The organism is Rossellomorea sp. NS-SX7, assembly GCF_052828565.1.
Window position 1 is genome coordinate 2554629 of sequence record NZ_CM128249.1, and the last position, 18743, is coordinate 2573371.

General features: G+C 41.7%; 22 protein-coding genes and 1 tRNA gene. 4 read left to right on the plus strand and 19 right to left on the minus strand.

What is annotated here, in order from left to right:
* Positions 1-38: 38 nt before the first annotated feature.
* Genes ACUXV2_RS12805 through comGA form a run of 9 tightly spaced genes read right to left on the minus strand, consistent with a single transcriptional unit; the run spans position 39 to position 4680 of the window.
* Positions 39-221 (minus strand): YqzE family protein, encoded by a 183-nt coding sequence (locus ACUXV2_RS12805; RefSeq protein ID WP_446243583.1) that lies wholly within the window; start codon positions 219-221, stop codon positions 39-41.
* A 48-nt stretch (positions 222-269) separates the two neighbouring features.
* Positions 270-770, minus strand: a complete 501-nt coding sequence (locus ACUXV2_RS12810) for a shikimate kinase (RefSeq protein ID WP_446243584.1) — start codon at positions 768-770, stop codon at positions 270-272.
* A gap of 5 nt (positions 771-775) precedes the next feature.
* Positions 776-1111, minus strand: a complete 336-nt coding sequence (locus ACUXV2_RS12815) for a hypothetical protein (RefSeq protein WP_446243585.1) — start codon at positions 1109-1111, stop codon at positions 776-778.
* 10 nt (positions 1112-1121) lie between these two features.
* Positions 1122-1577 carry a competence type IV pilus minor pilin ComGF gene (comGF, locus tag ACUXV2_RS12820; RefSeq protein WP_446243586.1) on the minus strand — a complete coding sequence of 152 codons (456 nt, stop codon included), beginning with the start codon at positions 1575-1577 and terminating at the stop codon, positions 1122-1124.
* Positions 1555-1872, minus strand: coding sequence for a hypothetical protein (locus tag ACUXV2_RS12825; protein ID WP_446243587.1), 318 nt, complete (start codon positions 1870-1872; stop codon positions 1555-1557). The genes comGF and ACUXV2_RS12825 overlap by 23 nt, the downstream gene beginning before the upstream one ends.
* On the minus strand, positions 1856-2311 hold the full coding sequence (gene comGD / locus ACUXV2_RS12830) for a competence type IV pilus minor pilin ComGD (protein ID WP_446243588.1): 456 nt from the start codon (positions 2309-2311) through the stop codon (positions 1856-1858). The genes ACUXV2_RS12825 and comGD overlap by 17 nt, the downstream gene beginning before the upstream one ends.
* Positions 2298-2618 carry a competence type IV pilus major pilin ComGC gene (gene comGC, locus ACUXV2_RS12835; protein ID WP_446243589.1) on the minus strand — a complete coding sequence of 107 codons (321 nt, stop codon included), beginning with the start codon at positions 2616-2618 and terminating at the stop codon, positions 2298-2300. Before comGC ends, comGD begins: the two co-directional genes overlap by 14 nt.
* Before the next feature lie 24 nt (positions 2619-2642).
* A complete protein-coding gene (gene comGB, locus ACUXV2_RS12840) occupies positions 2643-3698 on the minus strand; it encodes a competence type IV pilus assembly protein ComGB (RefSeq protein ID WP_446243590.1) in 1056 nt (351 codons plus the stop codon).
* A complete protein-coding gene (comGA, locus tag ACUXV2_RS12845; RefSeq protein WP_446247069.1) occupies positions 3649-4680 on the minus strand; it encodes a competence type IV pilus ATPase ComGA in 1032 nt (343 codons plus the stop codon). Before comGA ends, comGB begins: the two co-directional genes overlap by 50 nt.
* Before the next feature lie 318 nt (positions 4681-4998).
* Between comGA and ACUXV2_RS12850 the strand changes: the two genes are divergently transcribed.
* Positions 4999-5070: transfer RNA gene (locus ACUXV2_RS12850), tRNA-Gln, on the plus strand.
* Positions 5071-5422: 352 nt separating this feature from the next.
* Here ACUXV2_RS12850 and ACUXV2_RS12855 read toward each other — a convergent pair.
* Positions 5423-5803, minus strand: a complete 381-nt coding sequence (locus ACUXV2_RS12855) for a Spx/MgsR family RNA polymerase-binding regulatory protein (protein ID WP_446243591.1) — start codon at positions 5801-5803, stop codon at positions 5423-5425.
* A 436-nt stretch (positions 5804-6239) separates the two neighbouring features.
* Between ACUXV2_RS12855 and ACUXV2_RS12860 the strand changes: the two genes are divergently transcribed.
* Positions 6240-6485, plus strand: coding sequence for a DUF2626 domain-containing protein (locus ACUXV2_RS12860; protein WP_032087678.1), 246 nt, complete (start codon positions 6240-6242; stop codon positions 6483-6485).
* 65 nt (positions 6486-6550) lie between these two features.
* Here the strand turns inward: ACUXV2_RS12860 and ACUXV2_RS12865 are convergent, their stop codons facing one another.
* Positions 6551-7183: an MBL fold metallo-hydrolase gene (locus ACUXV2_RS12865; protein ID WP_446243592.1), complete on the minus strand. Its 633-nt coding sequence runs from the start codon at positions 7181-7183 to the stop codon at positions 6551-6553.
* A 226-nt stretch (positions 7184-7409) separates the two neighbouring features.
* Here ACUXV2_RS12865 and ACUXV2_RS12870 point away from each other — a divergent pair, with 226 nt between their 5' ends.
* Positions 7410-7583, plus strand: coding sequence for a DUF2759 domain-containing protein (locus ACUXV2_RS12870; protein WP_172253483.1), 174 nt, complete (start codon positions 7410-7412; stop codon positions 7581-7583).
* Positions 7584-7685: 102 nt separating this feature from the next.
* Here ACUXV2_RS12870 and ACUXV2_RS12875 read toward each other — a convergent pair whose 3' ends face one another.
* The 7 genes from ACUXV2_RS12875 to ACUXV2_RS12905 form a co-directional block, all read right to left on the minus strand.
* Complete coding sequence (locus tag ACUXV2_RS12875; RefSeq protein WP_446243593.1) at positions 7686-7997, minus strand: MTH1187 family thiamine-binding protein; 312 nt, start codon at positions 7995-7997, stop codon at positions 7686-7688.
* A gap of 7 nt (positions 7998-8004) precedes the next feature.
* Entirely contained in the window at positions 8005-9111 is a 1107-nt protein-coding gene (locus tag ACUXV2_RS12880; protein WP_446243594.1) for a YqgU-like beta propeller domain-containing protein, read from the minus strand.
* A 315-nt stretch (positions 9112-9426) separates the two neighbouring features.
* The gene (locus tag ACUXV2_RS12885) at positions 9427-10620 is read right to left on the minus strand and encodes a M14 family metallopeptidase (protein WP_446243595.1); all 1194 of its coding nucleotides are present in this window, start codon (positions 10618-10620) and stop codon (positions 9427-9429) included.
* Between the two features lie 142 nt (positions 10621-10762).
* Positions 10763-12640: an LTA synthase family protein gene (locus tag ACUXV2_RS12890; RefSeq protein ID WP_446243596.1), complete on the minus strand. Its 1878-nt coding sequence runs from the start codon at positions 12638-12640 to the stop codon at positions 10763-10765.
* Between the two features lie 375 nt (positions 12641-13015).
* Entirely contained in the window at positions 13016-13984 is a 969-nt protein-coding gene (locus tag ACUXV2_RS12895) for an ROK family glucokinase (protein ID WP_446243597.1), read from the minus strand.
* A 10-nt stretch (positions 13985-13994) separates the two neighbouring features.
* The gene (locus ACUXV2_RS12900) at positions 13995-14201 is read right to left on the minus strand and encodes a YqgQ family protein (protein ID WP_446243598.1); all 207 of its coding nucleotides are present in this window, start codon (positions 14199-14201) and stop codon (positions 13995-13997) included.
* A gap of 509 nt (positions 14202-14710) precedes the next feature.
* Positions 14711-16168: a spore germination protein gene (locus tag ACUXV2_RS12905; RefSeq protein ID WP_446243599.1), complete on the minus strand. Its 1458-nt coding sequence runs from the start codon at positions 16166-16168 to the stop codon at positions 14711-14713.
* 143 nt (positions 16169-16311) lie between these two features.
* Between ACUXV2_RS12905 and ACUXV2_RS12910 the strand changes: the two genes are divergently transcribed.
* Positions 16312-17193 carry a hypothetical protein gene (locus ACUXV2_RS12910; protein ID WP_446243600.1) on the plus strand — a complete coding sequence of 294 codons (882 nt, stop codon included), beginning with the start codon at positions 16312-16314 and terminating at the stop codon, positions 17191-17193.
* Positions 17194-17198: 5 nt separating this feature from the next.
* Here the strand turns inward: ACUXV2_RS12910 and ACUXV2_RS12915 are convergent, their stop codons facing one another.
* The gene (locus ACUXV2_RS12915) at positions 17199-18719 is read right to left on the minus strand and encodes a rhomboid family intramembrane serine protease (RefSeq protein ID WP_446243601.1); all 1521 of its coding nucleotides are present in this window, start codon (positions 18717-18719) and stop codon (positions 17199-17201) included.
* Positions 18720-18743 lie beyond the last annotated feature (24 nt).

Below are 18743 nucleotides of genomic sequence, written 5' to 3' on the forward strand. Positions count from 1 at the left end.
ACATAAGGAAACCGCCCTGCATGAACAGCGGCGGTTTTCTATTTTTTATTCTTTTTGAACAACACCATAAAGGCATATGGCAGGATCCCGAACCATCTGAATAAAAATGGGGGGCGCTCACTTTTCCTCTGATGTTTAAGTGATTTTCGCTCATGAGGAGATTTTTCATAATGTTGTACAAATGTCTGGGTTATGAATTTTACGTAATCATTTACTGACATAAACGCACCACCTTCCGCTTCTATCAGTATATCCACCCCTTTTTGAATTTAACCAAGCTGGAGGTTACGCTCCAATTCACTTATCGTTTCATCAATCGTTTTGAAAGTTGTATCAATTTCAATCTTACTGACACTTCTATAAAGGGACAAACGCCGATTGTATAGTTCAAGCAAGCCGTCCATTGAATTTTTTTGTACAAGGGGCCTTTCGGAGTCTTCCTTCAGTCTTTCCCACAAGACCTCAAAGGAACAGTACAGGTGGAAGACGTCCTCCACGTCTGCTAGCAGATCTCTGTTCTCTTGTCTTTCCACAATTCCTCCCCCTGTTGTAATGACCGCCTCTTTCGTCATCAGCTCCTTCAATACCACTGTTTCAATCGCACGAAAGTGATTTTCACCATCTTCCTTGAATATGTCTTTGATGGCCCGTCCTTCTTTTGCTTCTATGAAATGATCCATATCGATGACCGGAAGCTGCTGAAGCGCCCCAAGCTCTTTACCTATAGTGGTCTTGCCGACTCCCATAAAACCTATCAAAAAAATCGTCATCCGAATTACTTCCAATCTATAATATGTTTTGTGTCCTTATTATACACAACCAAGACTGGCATAAAAACCTTATCAGTAGATTGATAGGTGATTTCCATCACCATATGCTGATCAGACAATTGAGAGGTCTTCGATTCGGTTTGTCCAAAAGATCCATGATGCACGAACGTCCCCACAGTACCGCGATCAATACTGAGCATCACGCCATGCGCAATACTCACTTTTCTCTCATATATTTTCCCCATATTACTTAGATATTGATACTTGCTTAAAAACATACTTGTTGAAGCCACTCCCGCCATCATCATCAACATGAAAAGCATGAGAGAATAAGGCAGCATATACCCGTCATCACCCAGGGGTTTCCGACATATTTTCTTTGTTGAAGTAATAAAACTCACTTTCCACCCTCTCCCCTTTTTGAAAATCGATTTCCACCTTTACCCCTTGAGGCACCTGTGAAAATGTAATGGAATGAATCGATTGCAGCACAACTTCATGTCCTCTATCATTCACTTTTCTGCGGATGGAGTTTTGATATCTTTCATAGGTGATCAGCTCACCGCCTTTCTCAAAAGAGAAGCGCTCGGGTGACACCATGATATTCACACCTCCCCACAGTTCACTTCTCAAACTTTCACTGAACAAATTCCATTCATAATATCGCGGCGGGACGCTCTCCGATTTAATTGTTACGAATGCCTTCATGATCATGGGGAAGCTAAGTGAGATAATCGAGAATACCAATAAGGACATGAGAGCATCCAACAGCGTGAATCCCTCATCATTCCGAAGCACAAACATCATGGTCATCCCCCTCCTTCGTGTAGGAAACACAGGCGTTTTTGCTGTCTATATCCTCCCAGCTGAAGGAATATACAACCCCTTCAAACCTGCGCGAATCAGATTTGAATTCATTCGTGACAATCGCCTGCTCCATCCCTTCCTGAAGAAACTTCAGCGCTTCCACCCTATGCTGCTTGTCCTGCAGGTTCACCATCATACGGATGCAAAAGGGCAGAAAAAAAGCCATTATCACCATAAAGCAGCTAAAAGCGATCAGACTTTCCGCCATTGAAAAGCCATTAGAGTTCCTGTACATAAAATCTTCCTTGTCCGATTTGAAATGATAACTTTATGGTAGAGCTTTCACTATTGAAATAAACCGCACCAAAACGATTCGTGTTACCCCAAGCATTAAACACAATTTCATTCAATGTGTTAAGTTCAGATAGCTCGATACCGGCCGGGAGCTGCCTGGAAACCAGAGTCGTACCGTAATAATCTTTTGCGACATATTTATTTGCATAAGGATAAAAAACTAACGTGAGAGAAGATTGAGAGAAAATACTGTGGCTTTGGATCAGGTAGAGATCTGCCTGGAGCTGTGAGATGAATAGACTTTTTTTAGTCTGCTTTTTAAGTGGTTCTATAGAAAATGCAGCGAATGTTACCAGGATGGAGAATACAAGTAAAACAATCATCATTTCAATGAACGTAAAACCCTTTTGTTCCTGAAGATGCTTTTTAATTCCCTGCAACTCCTTTTACCACCTTCCCTTCTGCATCGATAGTAAGGACGGAGCCATCAGGACACTTTTGATATTCGTCACTTAAATATCCATCAGTGACCAATGCTGCCATACTGACCGTTGCCGTGTTATTGTTATCCATTTTGTATGCTTCGACCTGCCCCTCCACCATGTTCATGAATGCTTCACACCCCTTTGAGTTAATCTTGTTACTTTGGCTGGTGACGTTTGGAATCGTCACAAATAAGAGGACCGAAATGACAAGCAGGACAATCATCATTTCAATCATCGTAAAACCTTTTTCATTTTTTAACATAGTGCTCCTCCTTAATGGTTCTCACTAGATTCCTTGCATCATTTGAAATAAGGGCATCATGATAGAAAAATATATGGCCATGATGAATAGTCCGACAAAGGCAAAAATCGTAGGCTGGATGTACTTCAATAATTGATTTCCTTTCTCTTCGAGTTCCGCAAAGCATATGTCACTGTACAATTTCAGTTCATCGGCAAGCCTCCCGTTTTTTTGGCCATGAGCCACTACATAAGAAAACTCCTGCTGAAGAAAAGTTATTCTCGAAGTGCATGCATGCAGCGGCTGCCCTTCTTTCAATCCTCTCAGTACATTCTTCGAGATGTATTGCATTGCAGGACGGAATGACTGAGTCTCAATGATGGTTAAGGACTCTGTGATGGACAAGCCGTTTTTCAAAAGAAAACTGAGTTCCCTCGCAAAAAAATGAGTATGTCCATGCTTGATGAAGGTAGATAGTATTGGAAATTTTGTCAGGATGACGATATGCTTCACTTGAAATAGTTTTCTTTTAAAGAAAAAAAGGATAGGGGAAGTGACTATCAGGATCATCAAAAACGCGAAAAAATAAGAGGGTAAGCTTTCAATAAACCACACCAGATATTTCATGCCTCTTGACTCATCGTATCCCAGTGAACTATATAAAACTTGAAAGCGGGGAAACAGGATTTTGCGAAGGAGCACCATCAGCATGATTGCCACCAATACCAGAAAGACCGGATATTGAATGACACGGAGAATTCTTTGTTTCTCCTCATTCTTTTTCAAGAGGTAATTGCCTGCCTCGATCAGCGTCTTGCCCATCTGCCCATGATGTTCGGCGAAGTAAATTTGCGCAGACACCTGTTTTGGCATGTTTAACTGCCGGTCAAAGATGAATGAGAGCGACTCTCCTTTGTGAAGTGACTGAGTGATCCTTTCCTTTAATTTCTTTGAACCTTTCCGCTGCGGAACAAGTAAAAAATCAATCGCTTCTGTAAATGTATATCCTTTTTCCAACAGATCCCCTGTCCGTTTAAGGAATTTCCCCTGATCATCCGTTTTCTTCATGAATCCATTTCCGGAACTCATTCTCTGGAACAAATCCCAATGCCACCCCCTTGTTGATCAATGTCCGAAGAGTAGGATACTGATAATATGCCTCATCTCCCTTTGCTTCTTTAATGACTTCCTTAAGTGCGCTGCCGGTTACAATCTCATACACCGAAGCCCTCTTTTGCGTTTTGCAGTCACAGCTGCAGTCCGATTCACAGACTCGACACCTTATCTTCAGCAGCCTTTGAGCCGATACCGCTATCAATGTCTGCTGGATATCATGCCAGTGAATCCCCAATTCCATCAGTCTGTATACAGCGCTCTTTGCGTCTTTTGTGTGCAGAGTGGTTAAGACCAGATGACCCGTGAGAGAAGCACGGATCGCGATCTCAGCAGTTTCCCTGTCTCGTACCTCCCCTACCATGATGATATCGGGGTCATGTCTCAGGATGGCTTTCAATCCGGTAGAATAAGTGATTCCAGCTTTTTCATTCACTTGAATCTGAACCATATCTTCATGATCTTTTTCGATGGGATCTTCCAGTGTGATGACATTTCGGTTGAGGGCGGATGAACAGTGATGGATCAGCGAATATAAGGTAGTGGTTTTCCCGCTGCCGGTGGGTCCAGTAAAAATGATGAGACCGTGGGAATACATGAGAAGGGCTAGAAGTTTTTTCGCTGAAGAAGGGTAAAGTGACATTTTTTCGAGTGGGACATGAAATTTTTTGGGGAGAATCCGAATGACCAGGCTCTCTTTAAGATGATTGGTTGGCAGGGTTGAGATTCTGAGGGATACGGGTGAGTTTCTGATGGTCGTGTTGAAAGCACCGCTTTGAGGTTTGCGTTTTTCTCCAATATCCATTGAGGCCATGAACTTTAGATGAGCGATCAACTTCTCACCCTGTTCAAGAGGAATTGATTGAAACGGAGACAATACACCTGTTTTACGGAATTGGATGAAGTAATCATTGAGTCTTGGGATGAGGTGAATATCGGTTGCATCATTCATTACTGCATCTTTGAGCATAATTTCTGAAAGAGCTTCTACCGATTGATAAATCGTGACTGGCACCACCTTTCTTTTTCTATAATTAAATATATACGACAAAAGTTTACAAATTCCTTTATTTTTTTATGAAATGAGAGGCGACAATGTTTTAGGCGGGCTGTGAGAATTTTCAGTTGGGAGGGAAGTTACCTAATTTATGTGAATGATAGGGGGAGATGAGGCAATGAGTACATTTTCAAGAATAATGACTTCTCATCCAAAAAACTCAACAAAAACTTTCAAAGAATGTATATTATCCATGCGAACTTCTCATACTATCCAATGTAGTAACACCAATGGGCTATAGCCAAGCGGTAAGGCATCGCACTTTGACTGCGACATGCGTTGGTTCGAATCCAGCTAGCCCAGTTAGAAAAGCGGAGGCGGCTTGCTCAGGAGCGACAAGCATAAGATGAACTTACCGGAAAGGCGCACTTTGCCTTTTTGGTAAGTTTAGCTTATGACCGCGAGTCTCTAGTCGCTGGAGCTGGACACTATTAAAAGCGGAAGGGCTTTGCTCAGAGGCGACAAGCATAAGGCGAGGCACCCGGAAAGGCGTTTTTTGCCTTTTTGGGTGCCTTGACTTATGACCTCGAGCCTCTAAGCCCTGGAGCTGGATAAAAGAAAAGCGCAGGCGGCTCGCTTAGAGACGACAAGCATAAGATAGTCAGGCATTCCAAAAGATGCCTGACTTTTCTATTCGCTTCATTCTTTCCTTCGATCAACTGCTCTTTTTAAAGCTGGTCTTCTTGCCAGAGAAGCTTTTCAAGCCATCCGGATTATAACCTACCACCAGCTTTTTACCATCGGTTAGTAAAGGGCGGCGAAGAAGTTTCGGTTCCTGGACAATTAAATCAATCACCTGGGATAGAGGGAGATCGTTCACATCTTTGCCAAGCTTTTTGAAGGTCTGGCTCCTGGTCGCAAGAATTTCATCAAGTCCTTCTGTCGTTAAGGAGAGCAACTGGACCAGTTCCTCATGAGTGGGTGTATCTCTGAAGAGATGACGTTCATCGAAATCGATCGAGTTTGCATTAAGCCACTTTTTTGCTTTTCTACAAGAGGTGCAGCTTGGATAGGTAAAGAACGTTAAGTTTTCCATATTATATCCTCCTTTGATTGTATATAAGCAAGTCACATGATTAATTACATTCATTGTATACTCTTTGTATAACTTTTGTACAGTGTTTTCACTGAGTAAATTGTGAACATTTTATTTCAAAATCTAAAAAACCTGTACGAATCCAGACTGCGCCTGGTATTTCTGTATATACATTACCTATATAATTATAAAAAAGTTATACAAGAGAGATTGTTTATTTGCTTAAATACGTTCACATCAAAGAAATGTGGGTATCATATATCTAAGCACTAATATCTCCCCACTTTGATGAAGGACTGAATTGAATGACGTGTTAAATTCTTTGAGTAGATATCACCTAATCGTCACAAACTATCCTCAAACAGATATTTACTTTTATAGTAATGTTCATTTATAATATTGAATGATGGACTTAGGGTGCAAAGGAGGGTTACATATGGATCGTATGTACAGAGTTCTTGGATTCTGGACTGGAATTTTTGCTGTAATGTTTTATCTTGGCGATATGACAACGACATCATTAATCTTTTTAGGCCAAACAGGATTCTTCATTATGTTAAGCTATTTAAAATTATCCGAACGTATGTATATTTATATTTTCGGTGCCTATCTGACTGTGTTCTTCGCTGGGTTTACTTACTGGACGACCTTTATGATGACTCCGGGTGCAGGAGGACACTAAAAAAAATTCCCTTTAGCTCAAGCTAAAGGGAATTTTTTTAGGCTCTTTCTAAAAGAAGTGCGTTATTAAAATCCATTTAAGAATGGGTTTCCATCCATCTCATCTCCCACTGTAGTTGCCGGCCCGTGTCCAGGCAGGACGATTGTATTCTCAGGAAGGGTGAGTAAGTGATCATGGATACTTGCTAGAAGCTTTTCATGGTTCCCGCCAGGCAAATCACTCCGTCCGATGCTCCCCATAAAAAGTGTATCCCCCGCAAATACTATTCCTTCATTTTGTACATAATAGGAAAGACTTCCTGGTGAGTGGCCAGGTGTTTCAAACAGTTGAAGGGTAAAATCTTCAATGGTGACCGTTTTTTCAGTTGTGAATATTTTTTCGGCAGGACTGCAATGAATACTTCCCATTCCGAACAAACCGGAACCATTCAATCCAGGATCAGAAAGCCATCCAGACTCTTTCTCATGGATATAAACCGGAATTTTATATGTATTCCTTACAGTATCGACTGCGCCGATATGATCAAAATGAGCATGAGTCAATAATATCGCCATTGGCTCAAGATTATTTTCATTCAGCCAATTTACTAGTTTTTCACCTTCTGCTCCAGGATCGATAACCAAACATTTTTTCATATCGTTCCATAGAACATAACAGTTTGTTTGCAGCGGCCCTAAAGGAATTTGTTTCCATTCCATTTTATTTCACTCCTCAATTACTAACAAGATACTGTTATTGTAGCAGAAGCAGGTATGAGATAAAAATAAATAGAAATTGACTCTGCCATAGAAGTGTCAAACTTTAGACCTCGACAAACAGAGGAAAAAAATATAAAATGTTAATGAGTGCATTTATGTACATATGATTATTTGTATTTTTGTAAGCTGTTAGGAAAACGCATTTTTAATGAAAGGGGTCATATAAATGGGTCTTGTAATTATTACAGCTTTGGTTACTCTATTAGCTTTATTCGCAGTAGTAAGCACATTCAAAAACAAAAATGCTCTTGGAATCGTATTTTCATTGGCAACACTCGGTGTTTTTGGCTGGTTTACAATTATGACTGTCCTTCACTCTGGATACCCAGGTGGTCACTAAAAAAATCCATTTACATGTAAAAGCCCTCCATTCGCGAGGGCTTTTTACTTTGCAGAACCACGATAACAAAAAGGGTGAGCAGTTGGTCTGCTCACCCTCTTCTTATTCCATATGTCCTTGAACTGATGCAAGCTTTCCTTCCATTGTTCCTTTTTTATCTCTGCGATCATCTATTCTGATATTTGTGGCCACCCGCTTGATCCCTTTTTGAAAAGGAGCCTCATGGATTTCCTGGATGACCCCTAGCAGTGTCGGGAGTTCTCCTTCGATAATGGTGTTCATAGGAGTGAGTTGAAACCGGATATTCCCTTCATCCTGGTGTTTCTTTAGGATTTTCTGAAGGTCAGCAACATATGAACTTACGCTTGGAGATTCTGTCCCTATTGGAATTACTGTTACATCTACAATTGCCATGTTTCATCTACCCTTCTTTTTTTACTAGCGCTATGATAGCCGAATCTTTCAAATTGATTACTTTTTCAAGCTGATTACCATACAGACAATAGGATCCTTTCGGGGAACACTGTATCGGTTCTACTGGCAAATCGTCAATCAACGTGACCTCACTGCCCTTCATTACATCCCATTTTTTTAATGCGAATGTCCCTGAGTATGTATCAAAGGAACCGGACTCGTTCGCCTGAAACGTAATCAATTCATTCTTGTCTTCTATCATATCATAAAAAGGAATGAACCAATCAGAATAACGGCTCAGCAACTTCATGTGGAATTGTGATACGATTTCCCCATTTTCACTAATGAACTGATAATTGAACTCACCATCCCCACCTTCACTTTCATGAACAGACAGGAGATATTCAGGGAAGCGTTCAAAATGGATGCTGGATGAGTCGATCGTCTCTTTTTTCCCATCCAGTATATTTTTACTTACAAGTGGAGCTGAAACACTGATTTCTTCACTATTCCAGTCCTGATAAAGAATGGAAACATCAGAATCCCATTTCAAGAAAGGCTGTTCCACATCTACCATCTGCAATTGGGAAGTACGTAAGTCGAGTTCAAATACTTCAAAGCTCCAGTCTTCAGCAAAGCTTGTAATAAGGAGTTTATCTGTATTAAATTCATTCCATTCATATGATAATTCATATGAAGGAACTTCATCCTGATAATACACTTTTCCGTTAAGGTCAATGATTGTAATCATGGCCGAATATGTAGCCGGTGCAGAGTGAATCAGAATCTTGTCTTTATCAGGAGATACCACGGAGTGGACGTATGAAGAGGGTGATTGGTATATCTTTTCGCTTCCCCCATCAAAAACATTTGTGACATAAAAGGCAGCTTCCCCTTCTTCTTCTGTCACAGTCAGCACTTCGTCATCTGATAACCAATCCACATTTTCTATAAACTTCTCTGAATGGATACTATTTTCTTTAATCTTTTTCGATGCTTGCTTTTCTTGACTGTTTTCTCCAGGAGGGGGAGTTTCGGTGACCTGAGCTTGACAAGACGCCATAAAAATCAGACTAAAAACAATGATTAGATAGTGTATGCTGTGTTTTTTCAATATACGCTCCCCCTTTCAAAATCCCTCATATCAATTAGTACGTTTTACATGGCAAAATGTTTCAATTATATGATAAAAACATTACAAAAATTCAAAAAATGATGACCTCTTGAATTGACACAACTCATTCAGCAGTGTCAAAGGGTCATCACCTTTCGTTTAAGTAGGTTCATTATGCACATCGTACCTGTTTATAGGTATTCGTTCACTGTAAAGACCTGATGATTAATTGTACTCCTCTTCCCCTTAAAAATCTACTATGTTCTCACTAAAAAAGCAGGAAATAATAACTATTTAATAAGCCGCCCCATTCATTTAGTACCACCTATGAACAGCAACCAGGAAAATCCCCAAAGTATCTCTGTAGATCTCGTCAAATTGGGAGAGAGGAAGTGGATTGATCCCTTTCCCAAGCTCAATCGTAAATGCAGATTTCTGGAACTCTTTTATATACCAGTCTTTATACCCCGCATAGCTGTCAACGTATCTTACAGATTTATAGCCGCTTACCCTTTCGAAGTCTTTGGCAAGTTTTTCTGCTTCAGGAGGCTCCAGTCCTTCGTATCCCCAATAAAATTCTTTTCCCTGGGTGTGTAATGCAAGCAGCCGGTCAAAGACTTCTTCTTTTGCAAGCTCAGCCATTGCAATTGTTTCAGGCTCCGAAAGCGGCTTATATCCTGGGAAATCACGGGGGGCAGGGGACTTCTCTTCTTTCCTTTCCTTTTCGAGCTCCCACTTTGCAGGAAATTGATTATTAAGGTCTACACCCCGGATATTTGCTTTCCATCCGGTATAATCAGAGCTGCCATTATTTATTTCCAGCAGCTGATCTTTCATATTTGATGGCGGCCCTTTTAAGACAAGGTCCACTCCATCAGGATTTACCATAGGGACGATCGACATCGTCACCCCATTGTAAACCGGCATTGTCTGAACCCCCCGTATAGGCTTCACATTGGTCAATGACAGCAGGTATTCGTTAACGAACGTCATCAAGATTGAAGTCGTAATCCATTCATTTGCATGAAAGGATGCATCCATGTGCACCTTTTTGCTTCCATTTCCGATTCTCATTTCAACAACTGGTTTCCCCAATACACTTTCACCAATTGAATTCAGCTTAATAAATGGATAGATTTCTTTTAGCTTTTTAAGGTCTTTTTCTAAAACACCCGAGCTGTAACCCTGTTTCCCATTTACAATGGGGTTGACGACTCTCGATGGCAAATATACGATTGTACCGATATTTAAGGTATTCGGATTGGTGTCTTGGTTCAACAATAAAAGAGCATCCTCATGAATATTCCGCTGTCGTGCGAGATTCCAAAAGGTATCTCCCTGTTTGATTGTATATCTTTCTTTAGTAAAACCCGGGATCTCCACTTCTGCTCCTATTTTTAATGCCCCGGGGTCGAGAGAAGGATTTGAATCAACGATCAACCCGATGGGGATATAGAATATCTGACTGTAATACCAAAAAGTATCTCCTTTTCTGACGCTTATCTTCATTACAAAACCTCCCTGCAATACCATCCTTACTTACTCATATGAAGGACTCTTTATTTCATGACAAAAAAAAGCCTGCGAATGATTCGCAGGTACCTGCGATATGTTTCGCAGGCACCTGTGATTCATATTCACAGGCTTTCGTCTATTGTTGATCTTCGTCCCGGTACTCCGTTGCTTCATAAAAGCGAAGCAGGTCACCGTAAATAATTTTGTCTGAGTACTCCAATTCTTCTGCTGCACGCTCCTGATATGGTTTACAGAAGTTCATTTCTGTTTCTTCTTCCGTATTTTTATCCCAGCATTTTTCTCCGGCATATACATAATCTTTCGATATGAAACGCCCGTCTCGAAGAATCGCAAAATCTTCATGCTGCTCGGAGAAGAGGTCTGCTCCGAATTGAATGTCTTTCTTTGTATCGATGCCCAACAAGTGTAAAATCGTCGGTTTCAGGTCGATTTGACCAGAGACTTTGGAAATCGTCTTACCTTCTTGACCAGGGACATGGATGATGAGCGGCACCCTTTGCAGTTGAGTACTCACGAGAGGAGTTACTTCTTTGCCGAGATATTGCCCCATTGCCGTATCATGGTTCTCAGAGATGCCATAGTGATCTCCATACATGACGATGACAGAGTCTTCGTACAGCCCTGATTCCTTCAAATCAGCAATAAAGTTTTTCAATGATTCATCCATATAACGCACTGTCTGGAAGTAGCGGTTCACAGTGCCGTCTTTAGACGTGTATGGATCCACTAACTTATCTTCTTCGTCCAGAGTGAATGGATAATGGTTCGTCAACGTAATCATTTTCGTACTGAAAGGTTTCGGCATTTCTTTCATATGTTGAATCGATTGTTCGAAGAATGGTATATCCTTCAATCCCCAGTTAACGGAGTTTTCATCTGTTACCTCATAATCAGGCAATGAATAGAAACGCTCATATCCTAAAGAATCATACATGATGTCACGATTCCAGAAGCTTTTATTATTGGCGTGCATCGCAGTTGTATAATACCCATTCGCATTAAGCTTTTCCGTCATTGAGTCAAACTGGTTACCTGAGTGAGTGAAGAAGACTGCCCCGCGGTTAAGCGGGTAAAGGGAGTTATCCAGTAGAAACTCAGAATCTGACGTTTTTCCCTGCTGTGTTTGATGATAGAAGTTATCAAAGTAATAGCTTTCCCCAATAAAGTCATTTAAAAACGGTGTAATTTCCTCTCCATTCACTTTCTCGTTGATGACAAAGTTCTGGAGGGATTCCATTGATACGATGATCAGGTTCTTGTCTTTCCCGATTCCGAACATGTCATCGTCAGGCTTAATGTAGTTTGCCCGGACATAGTTGTCAATACCTGCAAGCTCACTGCCGTCTGCCAATGCTCTTTGAGCAGAAGACTTTGATTGCAAGAATATATCATAGATATGGTAGTTGTATGTTCCGATGTTCTTAACAAGCATCTCACGGTCAAATGTCCGTGTAAGAAGCTGAGGTCTTTCCGATTCTGCCAGGCCAAGGTTAAAGAATACAAGTGCTGTAGCCACTAAGAAATATGCTCTTCTGCTCGCACGGCTGTAATTTTCAAGTGCGAACCGGTTAGGAATGAATTTAATGAGTGCAATCAATACAATTACATCAAGGAAGTAAAACAGATCTTTCCAACCCATGATGGCACTTGCACTGCCTCCTAAATCAGAGAAGTTGCTTGTTTGGAATAAGACAGGGAGTGTCAAGAAATCATCGAAGAATCGATAAAAGACAACATTCCCATAGAGGATGAAGGACAATAAGAAACTCATGATGATGATATAACGGGTTCTCGATTTATCTTTCTTCATCAATAGTCCGATCCCGAATACAAACAATAAGAAACCTAACGGATTCATAAAGAGTATGATTTCCTGAATCGTATTTTCTATTTTTATATCAAAACTAGTTTTATAGACAATGTACGTTTTTATCCAAAGGAGTAATGCTGCTATGATGATTAAAGGAACCTTTGGAATCCTGTTTGTGTTCATTACTGTTACCTCCTTGCTACTTACGCCGGTCCTTCGTATGTAACACTTAATGTAAATTTATCCCTGGTAAAATAAGGGATTTTTAAAATAGAACCATGAGTTATCTTAATACTTTTTTTACAAAACGTCAAACCCAAATTAATACAACTGATGTAAAATGATATTTTACACCTTATTCTCTTACCCATACTATTAGACGTTTAAAACAGTTAAAAGTTTCAATTTGTCCAATTTAATTCAAAATGAACCTTTTGGCCCACAAACCTATTTCAGTAAAATGGGCAGCCTTATCTGCTCACCCTCTACTAAATTCATATCTTTTCCCAAAATAAAAAAAGAGCCCCCTCATGGGAACTCCCTTTACTTCGACAAGAGTCAAATTTTATTTTTCACGAGCCAGGCTGCGCCGATCACACCTGCGTCATTGCCTAGTGTCGCGATGCTCAATCCTGTTGATGTCTTAACTGTAGGGAAAGCAAATTGTTCAAAATAGTTTACAGCCGGCTTCAATAAAATATCTCCTGCTTTAGACACACCTCCGCCGAGCACGATCTTTTCAGGATTCAATACGTTACCCAGATTCGCCAATGCCAGCCCAAGATAAAAAGCCAGCTGGTCGACAACGCTCTTCGCTAATTCATCATCGTTTCTAGCTGCATCAAAGACATCCTTGGCACTGATCATATCATTTTCGTCCCGAAGATCCCTCAATGCCGATTGAGTGGAAGTTGATTCTAATTTTTCATTTGCGAGACGAACGACACCTGTTGCCGATGCCACCGTTTCAAGACAGCCGGTCTTTCCGCAATTGCATTGAAAACCGCCTTGAGGAACGACTGTAATATGGCCGATTTCCCCGCCTGCTCCTCTTACTCCATGCACGATATCTCCGTTGGTGATGACACCTCCGCCTACACCTGTTCCAAGTGTGACGCAGACAAGATCTTTGGCTCCATCTCCTGCACCTTTCCACATCTCACCTAAAGCTGCACAATTTGCATCATTATCGATGACAGCCGGCAAACCTGTTTCTACTTCCAGGAGATCCTTTAATGGAGTGTTTTTATCCCAGCCCAGGTTTACGGCTTCATAAATGATACCCTTTGCCATATCCACAGGGCCCGGTGCCCCCATGCCGATCCCGACCAGTTTGTCTTTTGTCTGATCAAGTTCTTCAAGTTTTCGGTCGATTGCCTTGGCTATATCGACGATGATGTTCTTGCCATTATCGGATTTATCAGTTGGGATTTCCCATTTATGTAACAGTTCACCGTATTTGCTTAAGAATGCAATTTTGGTTGTAGTGCCGCCTAAGTCGACTCCAACCAGCCATTTTTCCGTCATAGTATCACCCTTATTTGTCTTGTTTTTCTTTCTCTATTGCTATTTCCTGCCTTAATAATAACAAAGCCGTCTGGAAATCCCTTGTCTCGATCAACTGGGATTTATACAGCTCTTTCAGCTCGTCTTCCATTAGCTGCAGGTCTGAAAGACGATGTCCAACATAAATAATCGTACCGTAGGATTTGAGATACTGCTGGATATCATAAATCGTTTTCATTCTTACACCTGCTTTCTTTCTTCACACTAAAGTATATGATAAATCCAGGGTGTTCTCAATTCTTTCTTCACACTAATATGATACAATTTTTCGAAAGAATTGCGTCAAAACTATATCGTTGACCGTTCCTTTCCGCTGCAGGCACAAGATTCCCAAGGGAGGAAGTCGAGCCTCCTCGTCGCTGCGCTCCTGCGGGATAGAAAAGCTGTGGCGGCTCGTTCAGCCCCGACAAGCATAAGATGAATGGGCTGTGAAGGCGTTTTTGGCCTTCATGGTCCATTTATCTCATGACCTCGAGGGGCTAGCCGCCACAGCTGGACAAGTCTCGACCTTTCCTCATATCCCGCCGGAGTCAAGTGCCTTCCGCTCCAATCCACTCTATGTTGATGTTTGCAACGTTTCAGCACCAATCAAATAAGGAAACTTTAAAAGAACGAATAATTTTAAGAAGCAAAAAAGACTTCCACTGAAGGTATAATCCCCCTGGAAGTCTTCATTTCAATACTTTCCTAGCGATCCGGATCCTTCGGATGCAGAAAGCGCGGTCTTCTGTTTTTGAGGGGCATCGGCGAACGAAGGAATACGTCCCTGAATGCCCTGAAGTTAAATGGGATGAATGGCCACATATATGGGATGTCAAATGACTTAAGCCTTGATAATGCGATTAACCAAGCCATGACGCCGATCACGAATCCATAAACACCGAACAGGGAAGTCGCCGCCAGCAGAAAGATCCGTACGAGGCGGTTTGCCAGGCTGAGCTCATAGCTAGGTGTGGCAAACGTACCGATTGCTGCAATCGCAAGGTACAGGATCACTTCGTTAATGAACAACCCTACCTCGACAGCCACCTGGCCAATCATCAAGGCAGCCACTAATCCTAACGCTGTGGCGAGTGAGGATGGTGTATGGATGGCGGCCATCCTCAGTATATCAATTCCGATCTCGATCAGTAAGAACTGTAGAAATAACGGAACCTCTCCTGTTTCATTCGGCCCTACATAACTAAGTTGATCCGGAAGCAATTCCGGGTGAATGGCAAATAAATAGTAGAGAGGAAGTAAAAATATCGAACTCCACACTGCGATAAATCTCACAAAACGCAGGTAGGCCCCAACGGAAGGCTTGTTCCGGTATTCCTCGGCATGCTGCAAATGATGCCAGAAGGTTGTAGGCGTGATCAATACACTCGGGGAACCATCGACCATGATGATGACATGCCCTTCATATAAATGAGAAGCAGCGGTATCCGGTCTCTCCGTATACCTTACCATGGGATAGGGATTCCAATGTCTCCCAGATATATACTCTTCCAGTGTTTTTTCCCCCATCGGCAGTCCATCGGTATCGATTTTCGAGATGGCATCCTTGATTTTCTTCACTAACTCGGGATCCGCAATGTCCTCCAGATAAGACACGACAATATCGGTTTTCGACCTTCTCCCTATCTGCATGTATTCCATGCGGAGGGAAGGATCCCGCACCCTTCTTCTCGTAAGTGCCGTGTTGAATACAATCGTCTCTACATAACCGTCCCTCGAACCCCTGACGACTCTTTCGATATCCGGTTCCTGCGGTCCTCTGACCGGGTACGTTCTGGCATCGATGATAATGACCTTGTCAATGCCATCCACCACTAGCGCTGTGGGGCCAGCGAGCACCATATCTATGACTTGGTTCAGATCGTCCACTTGCTCGATTTCGATATAAGGGATGTATGTCTTTAATAGTTTATGCAGGGCATCTTCTTCCAATTGCTCCGGACTCAACCCTGATAACAGCTTCATTAAATAGTGCATGATATCATCTTTAACGAATCCATCCACTAAAAACATTGCCATTTTCCGTTCGGCATATTCTAAATCCAGCTGTATGACGTCAAAACTTTTATCAACAGCTAAAGCTTCTTTAAGATAACGCGTATTTTCTTCTATCCTCGCAGAGACAGGCTTTTTCTCCTTCGTCATTCAGCCTTCACTCCTAATCCGTTAACATGATTTACCATCTTTACCATACTAGACAATGCAAAGACAAATCATACATCGAAACATATTAAACCCTCCAACGACATATGCATTAACAACCGGACAAACCCATTGGAGTGAACGATATGAAACAGAAAGTACTGGATGCTATTCCATTCCTGGTTCTTATGGTGATTCTAGCCATCGGAATCGAGTTCATCTATCAGCCTCGGACTGAGGAGAGCATAATCTTTTTTCCTATCAATGAAACGATTACATATGAGTCTGTTTCCACCCTCCTCACGCTTGTTCCTGAGAAAAAAGATAATGTGTATGAAGTGAAATGGAAGACCTCTTCTAAGCTGGATACGCCAGCCTACCTGCGTCAAGATGTAGGTTTTCTATTCATCAATGGAAGACTGAAGGGAAAAATGAATGAGTGGGAACAAGATACCGACCAGATAGTCCAGGAAGAATCGATCAAAGGAAAAGAGAGCAGCCTTTTACAAGCGTTATCTTTCCATTACTCTGAAATTCATGAAAACGATGATAAGTATACGAGTGCGCAAAAGATGTCAGAAGATAAGCTTTATGTAATAGATTCCAACTTCAGTCCGTTGAATTCTTTCAGAGAGCCGGATACAGATGCAGAAAGAGAATGGAAGACCATCCTTGACCGTGTCTCATCTCAGCAATTGGATTTTTTATGGGAAAAAGGGATTGAATCGCTCGGAATTCCTATTGAAGAATATACCGCCATTCCATTAACGGAATTGCCAAGCATGGAAGAGACGCCGCTGGAAGGGTTTGACAACGAGGAGTGGGAACGTCTTATAGGGAACCTATGGGAGGGTCTATATAAAAATTATTATTTAGGGATAAAAAAGGAAGATGGTACAATTGCCGATTCACTCGACAGCACCATCCCCCTTGTTTTAGTGAAAAAAGATAAAAAAGAAGTTCTTGTCCTTCTGATTGAAAAGAACGGGAGTCCTTCATTACTTAGACAGCGAATCGCGCCTGTTTAAAGGTCTCACTCTAATTCATTGACAAGCTTTTTATATTTATCCTCCTGCCCGTTCAAGTCATAAGCCTTTTTGGCATGTGAGAGAGCCGCATCACGATCGCCTCTGTCAATCAGGAGCAGGGCCAGATTGTAATGTGCTTCATGAAAATCATCTCTTAATTCAAGTGCACTCATCAGATGATCTATGGCAGCTTCTGCTTTTCCAAGCTTGATTTCAGCATAAGATAGGTAAAAATAGGTCTCTGCATTAGGAGAACCTTCTTTGATGACTTCATTCAATAAGTCTTCAGCTTCCGTCCACTCACTGTCTGTGATTTTCTCCTGAGCAACACCATTGACAGTGTTGATATCCCATTCGGAAGGAGCTGCCTGCCGGTCGTTCGCATACAGCATTCCAACAGTCACTACGGTGACCAGTAAAATGAGCAGCTGTCTCAAAGGGCGGAATAACCCCGGAACACTTACAATACCTGCTGCAAGAAAACCACCTGCTAAACCACCGAGATGACCTGCGTTATCAATACCGGGAATGGTAAAACCAAAAGCCAGATTCAGTAAGATGACGGCTATGATGTTGGTGCCCATTGTACGAAAGAAAATCTTCGGGTATAACACACCAAAGTAAAGAAGGGCCCCGAAACATCCAAAGATGGCTCCACTGGCACCGGCGGAAAGGTTCGCCGTGAAAAGATAGCTGGCAAAAGAGCCGGCAATACCTGAAAGCATATAGACGAAAACAAAACGGATGCGTCCGTATATTTTTTCTACCGCGTTGCCCAAATAGTAGAGAGCAAGTGTGTTCATGAGCAGATGCAGCACCCCGATGTGTAAAAAGATCGGGGTTACAAGTCTCCACCATTCACCCTCAATGATCAATGGATTATATTTCGCCCCATATTCGATTAACGTTTGAGGGTTCTGACTTCCCCCATTCATCTCCAATACGGCAAACATGATCAGTTGGACAGCAATGAATAGATAGGTAAAAAACGGTTTCCCCTTCTCAAACAATTGCCTTTCTTTTTGAATCTGTTTCGCAGAGGCACTCACTGCCCTCTTTTTCACCCATTCCACGTTCGCTTCCAGCACCTCTGGAGGAAGGTCCCATTCCCCATCACTGAATAATGGGTCGCTCTTCAACCTTTCACTTCCCATCGATTCTTCTATCAGAATGGAATGTACCATCAATTTATCATTTTCTGACGCACCATGTTCATTGAAAAACTCTTCTCCACCATCTACTGGAGGGTAGGTGCTTATGTATACATTTTTCATCTTTAAACGTCTTTTCCGTCTCTTTCTGCGGATTCTATCTGCATTTTGGACGGTATGTTCAATATCCCTTTCCAGCCATGAACCCCAATCAAGATCCTTCAGGCGCAGCCTGATGACATCCGGCTCTTTCAAGGCAGTAGTCTCAAACCAGATTTCGTCCTGCTCCTGAGAAAGATTCAGTATCCTGTACTGTTTCTCTTCGATAAGAAATAGTGCTACCTTCCAAAAAAGGTAATGATATTTTAGATTCACTACATCAACTACTTTCTTTGATTT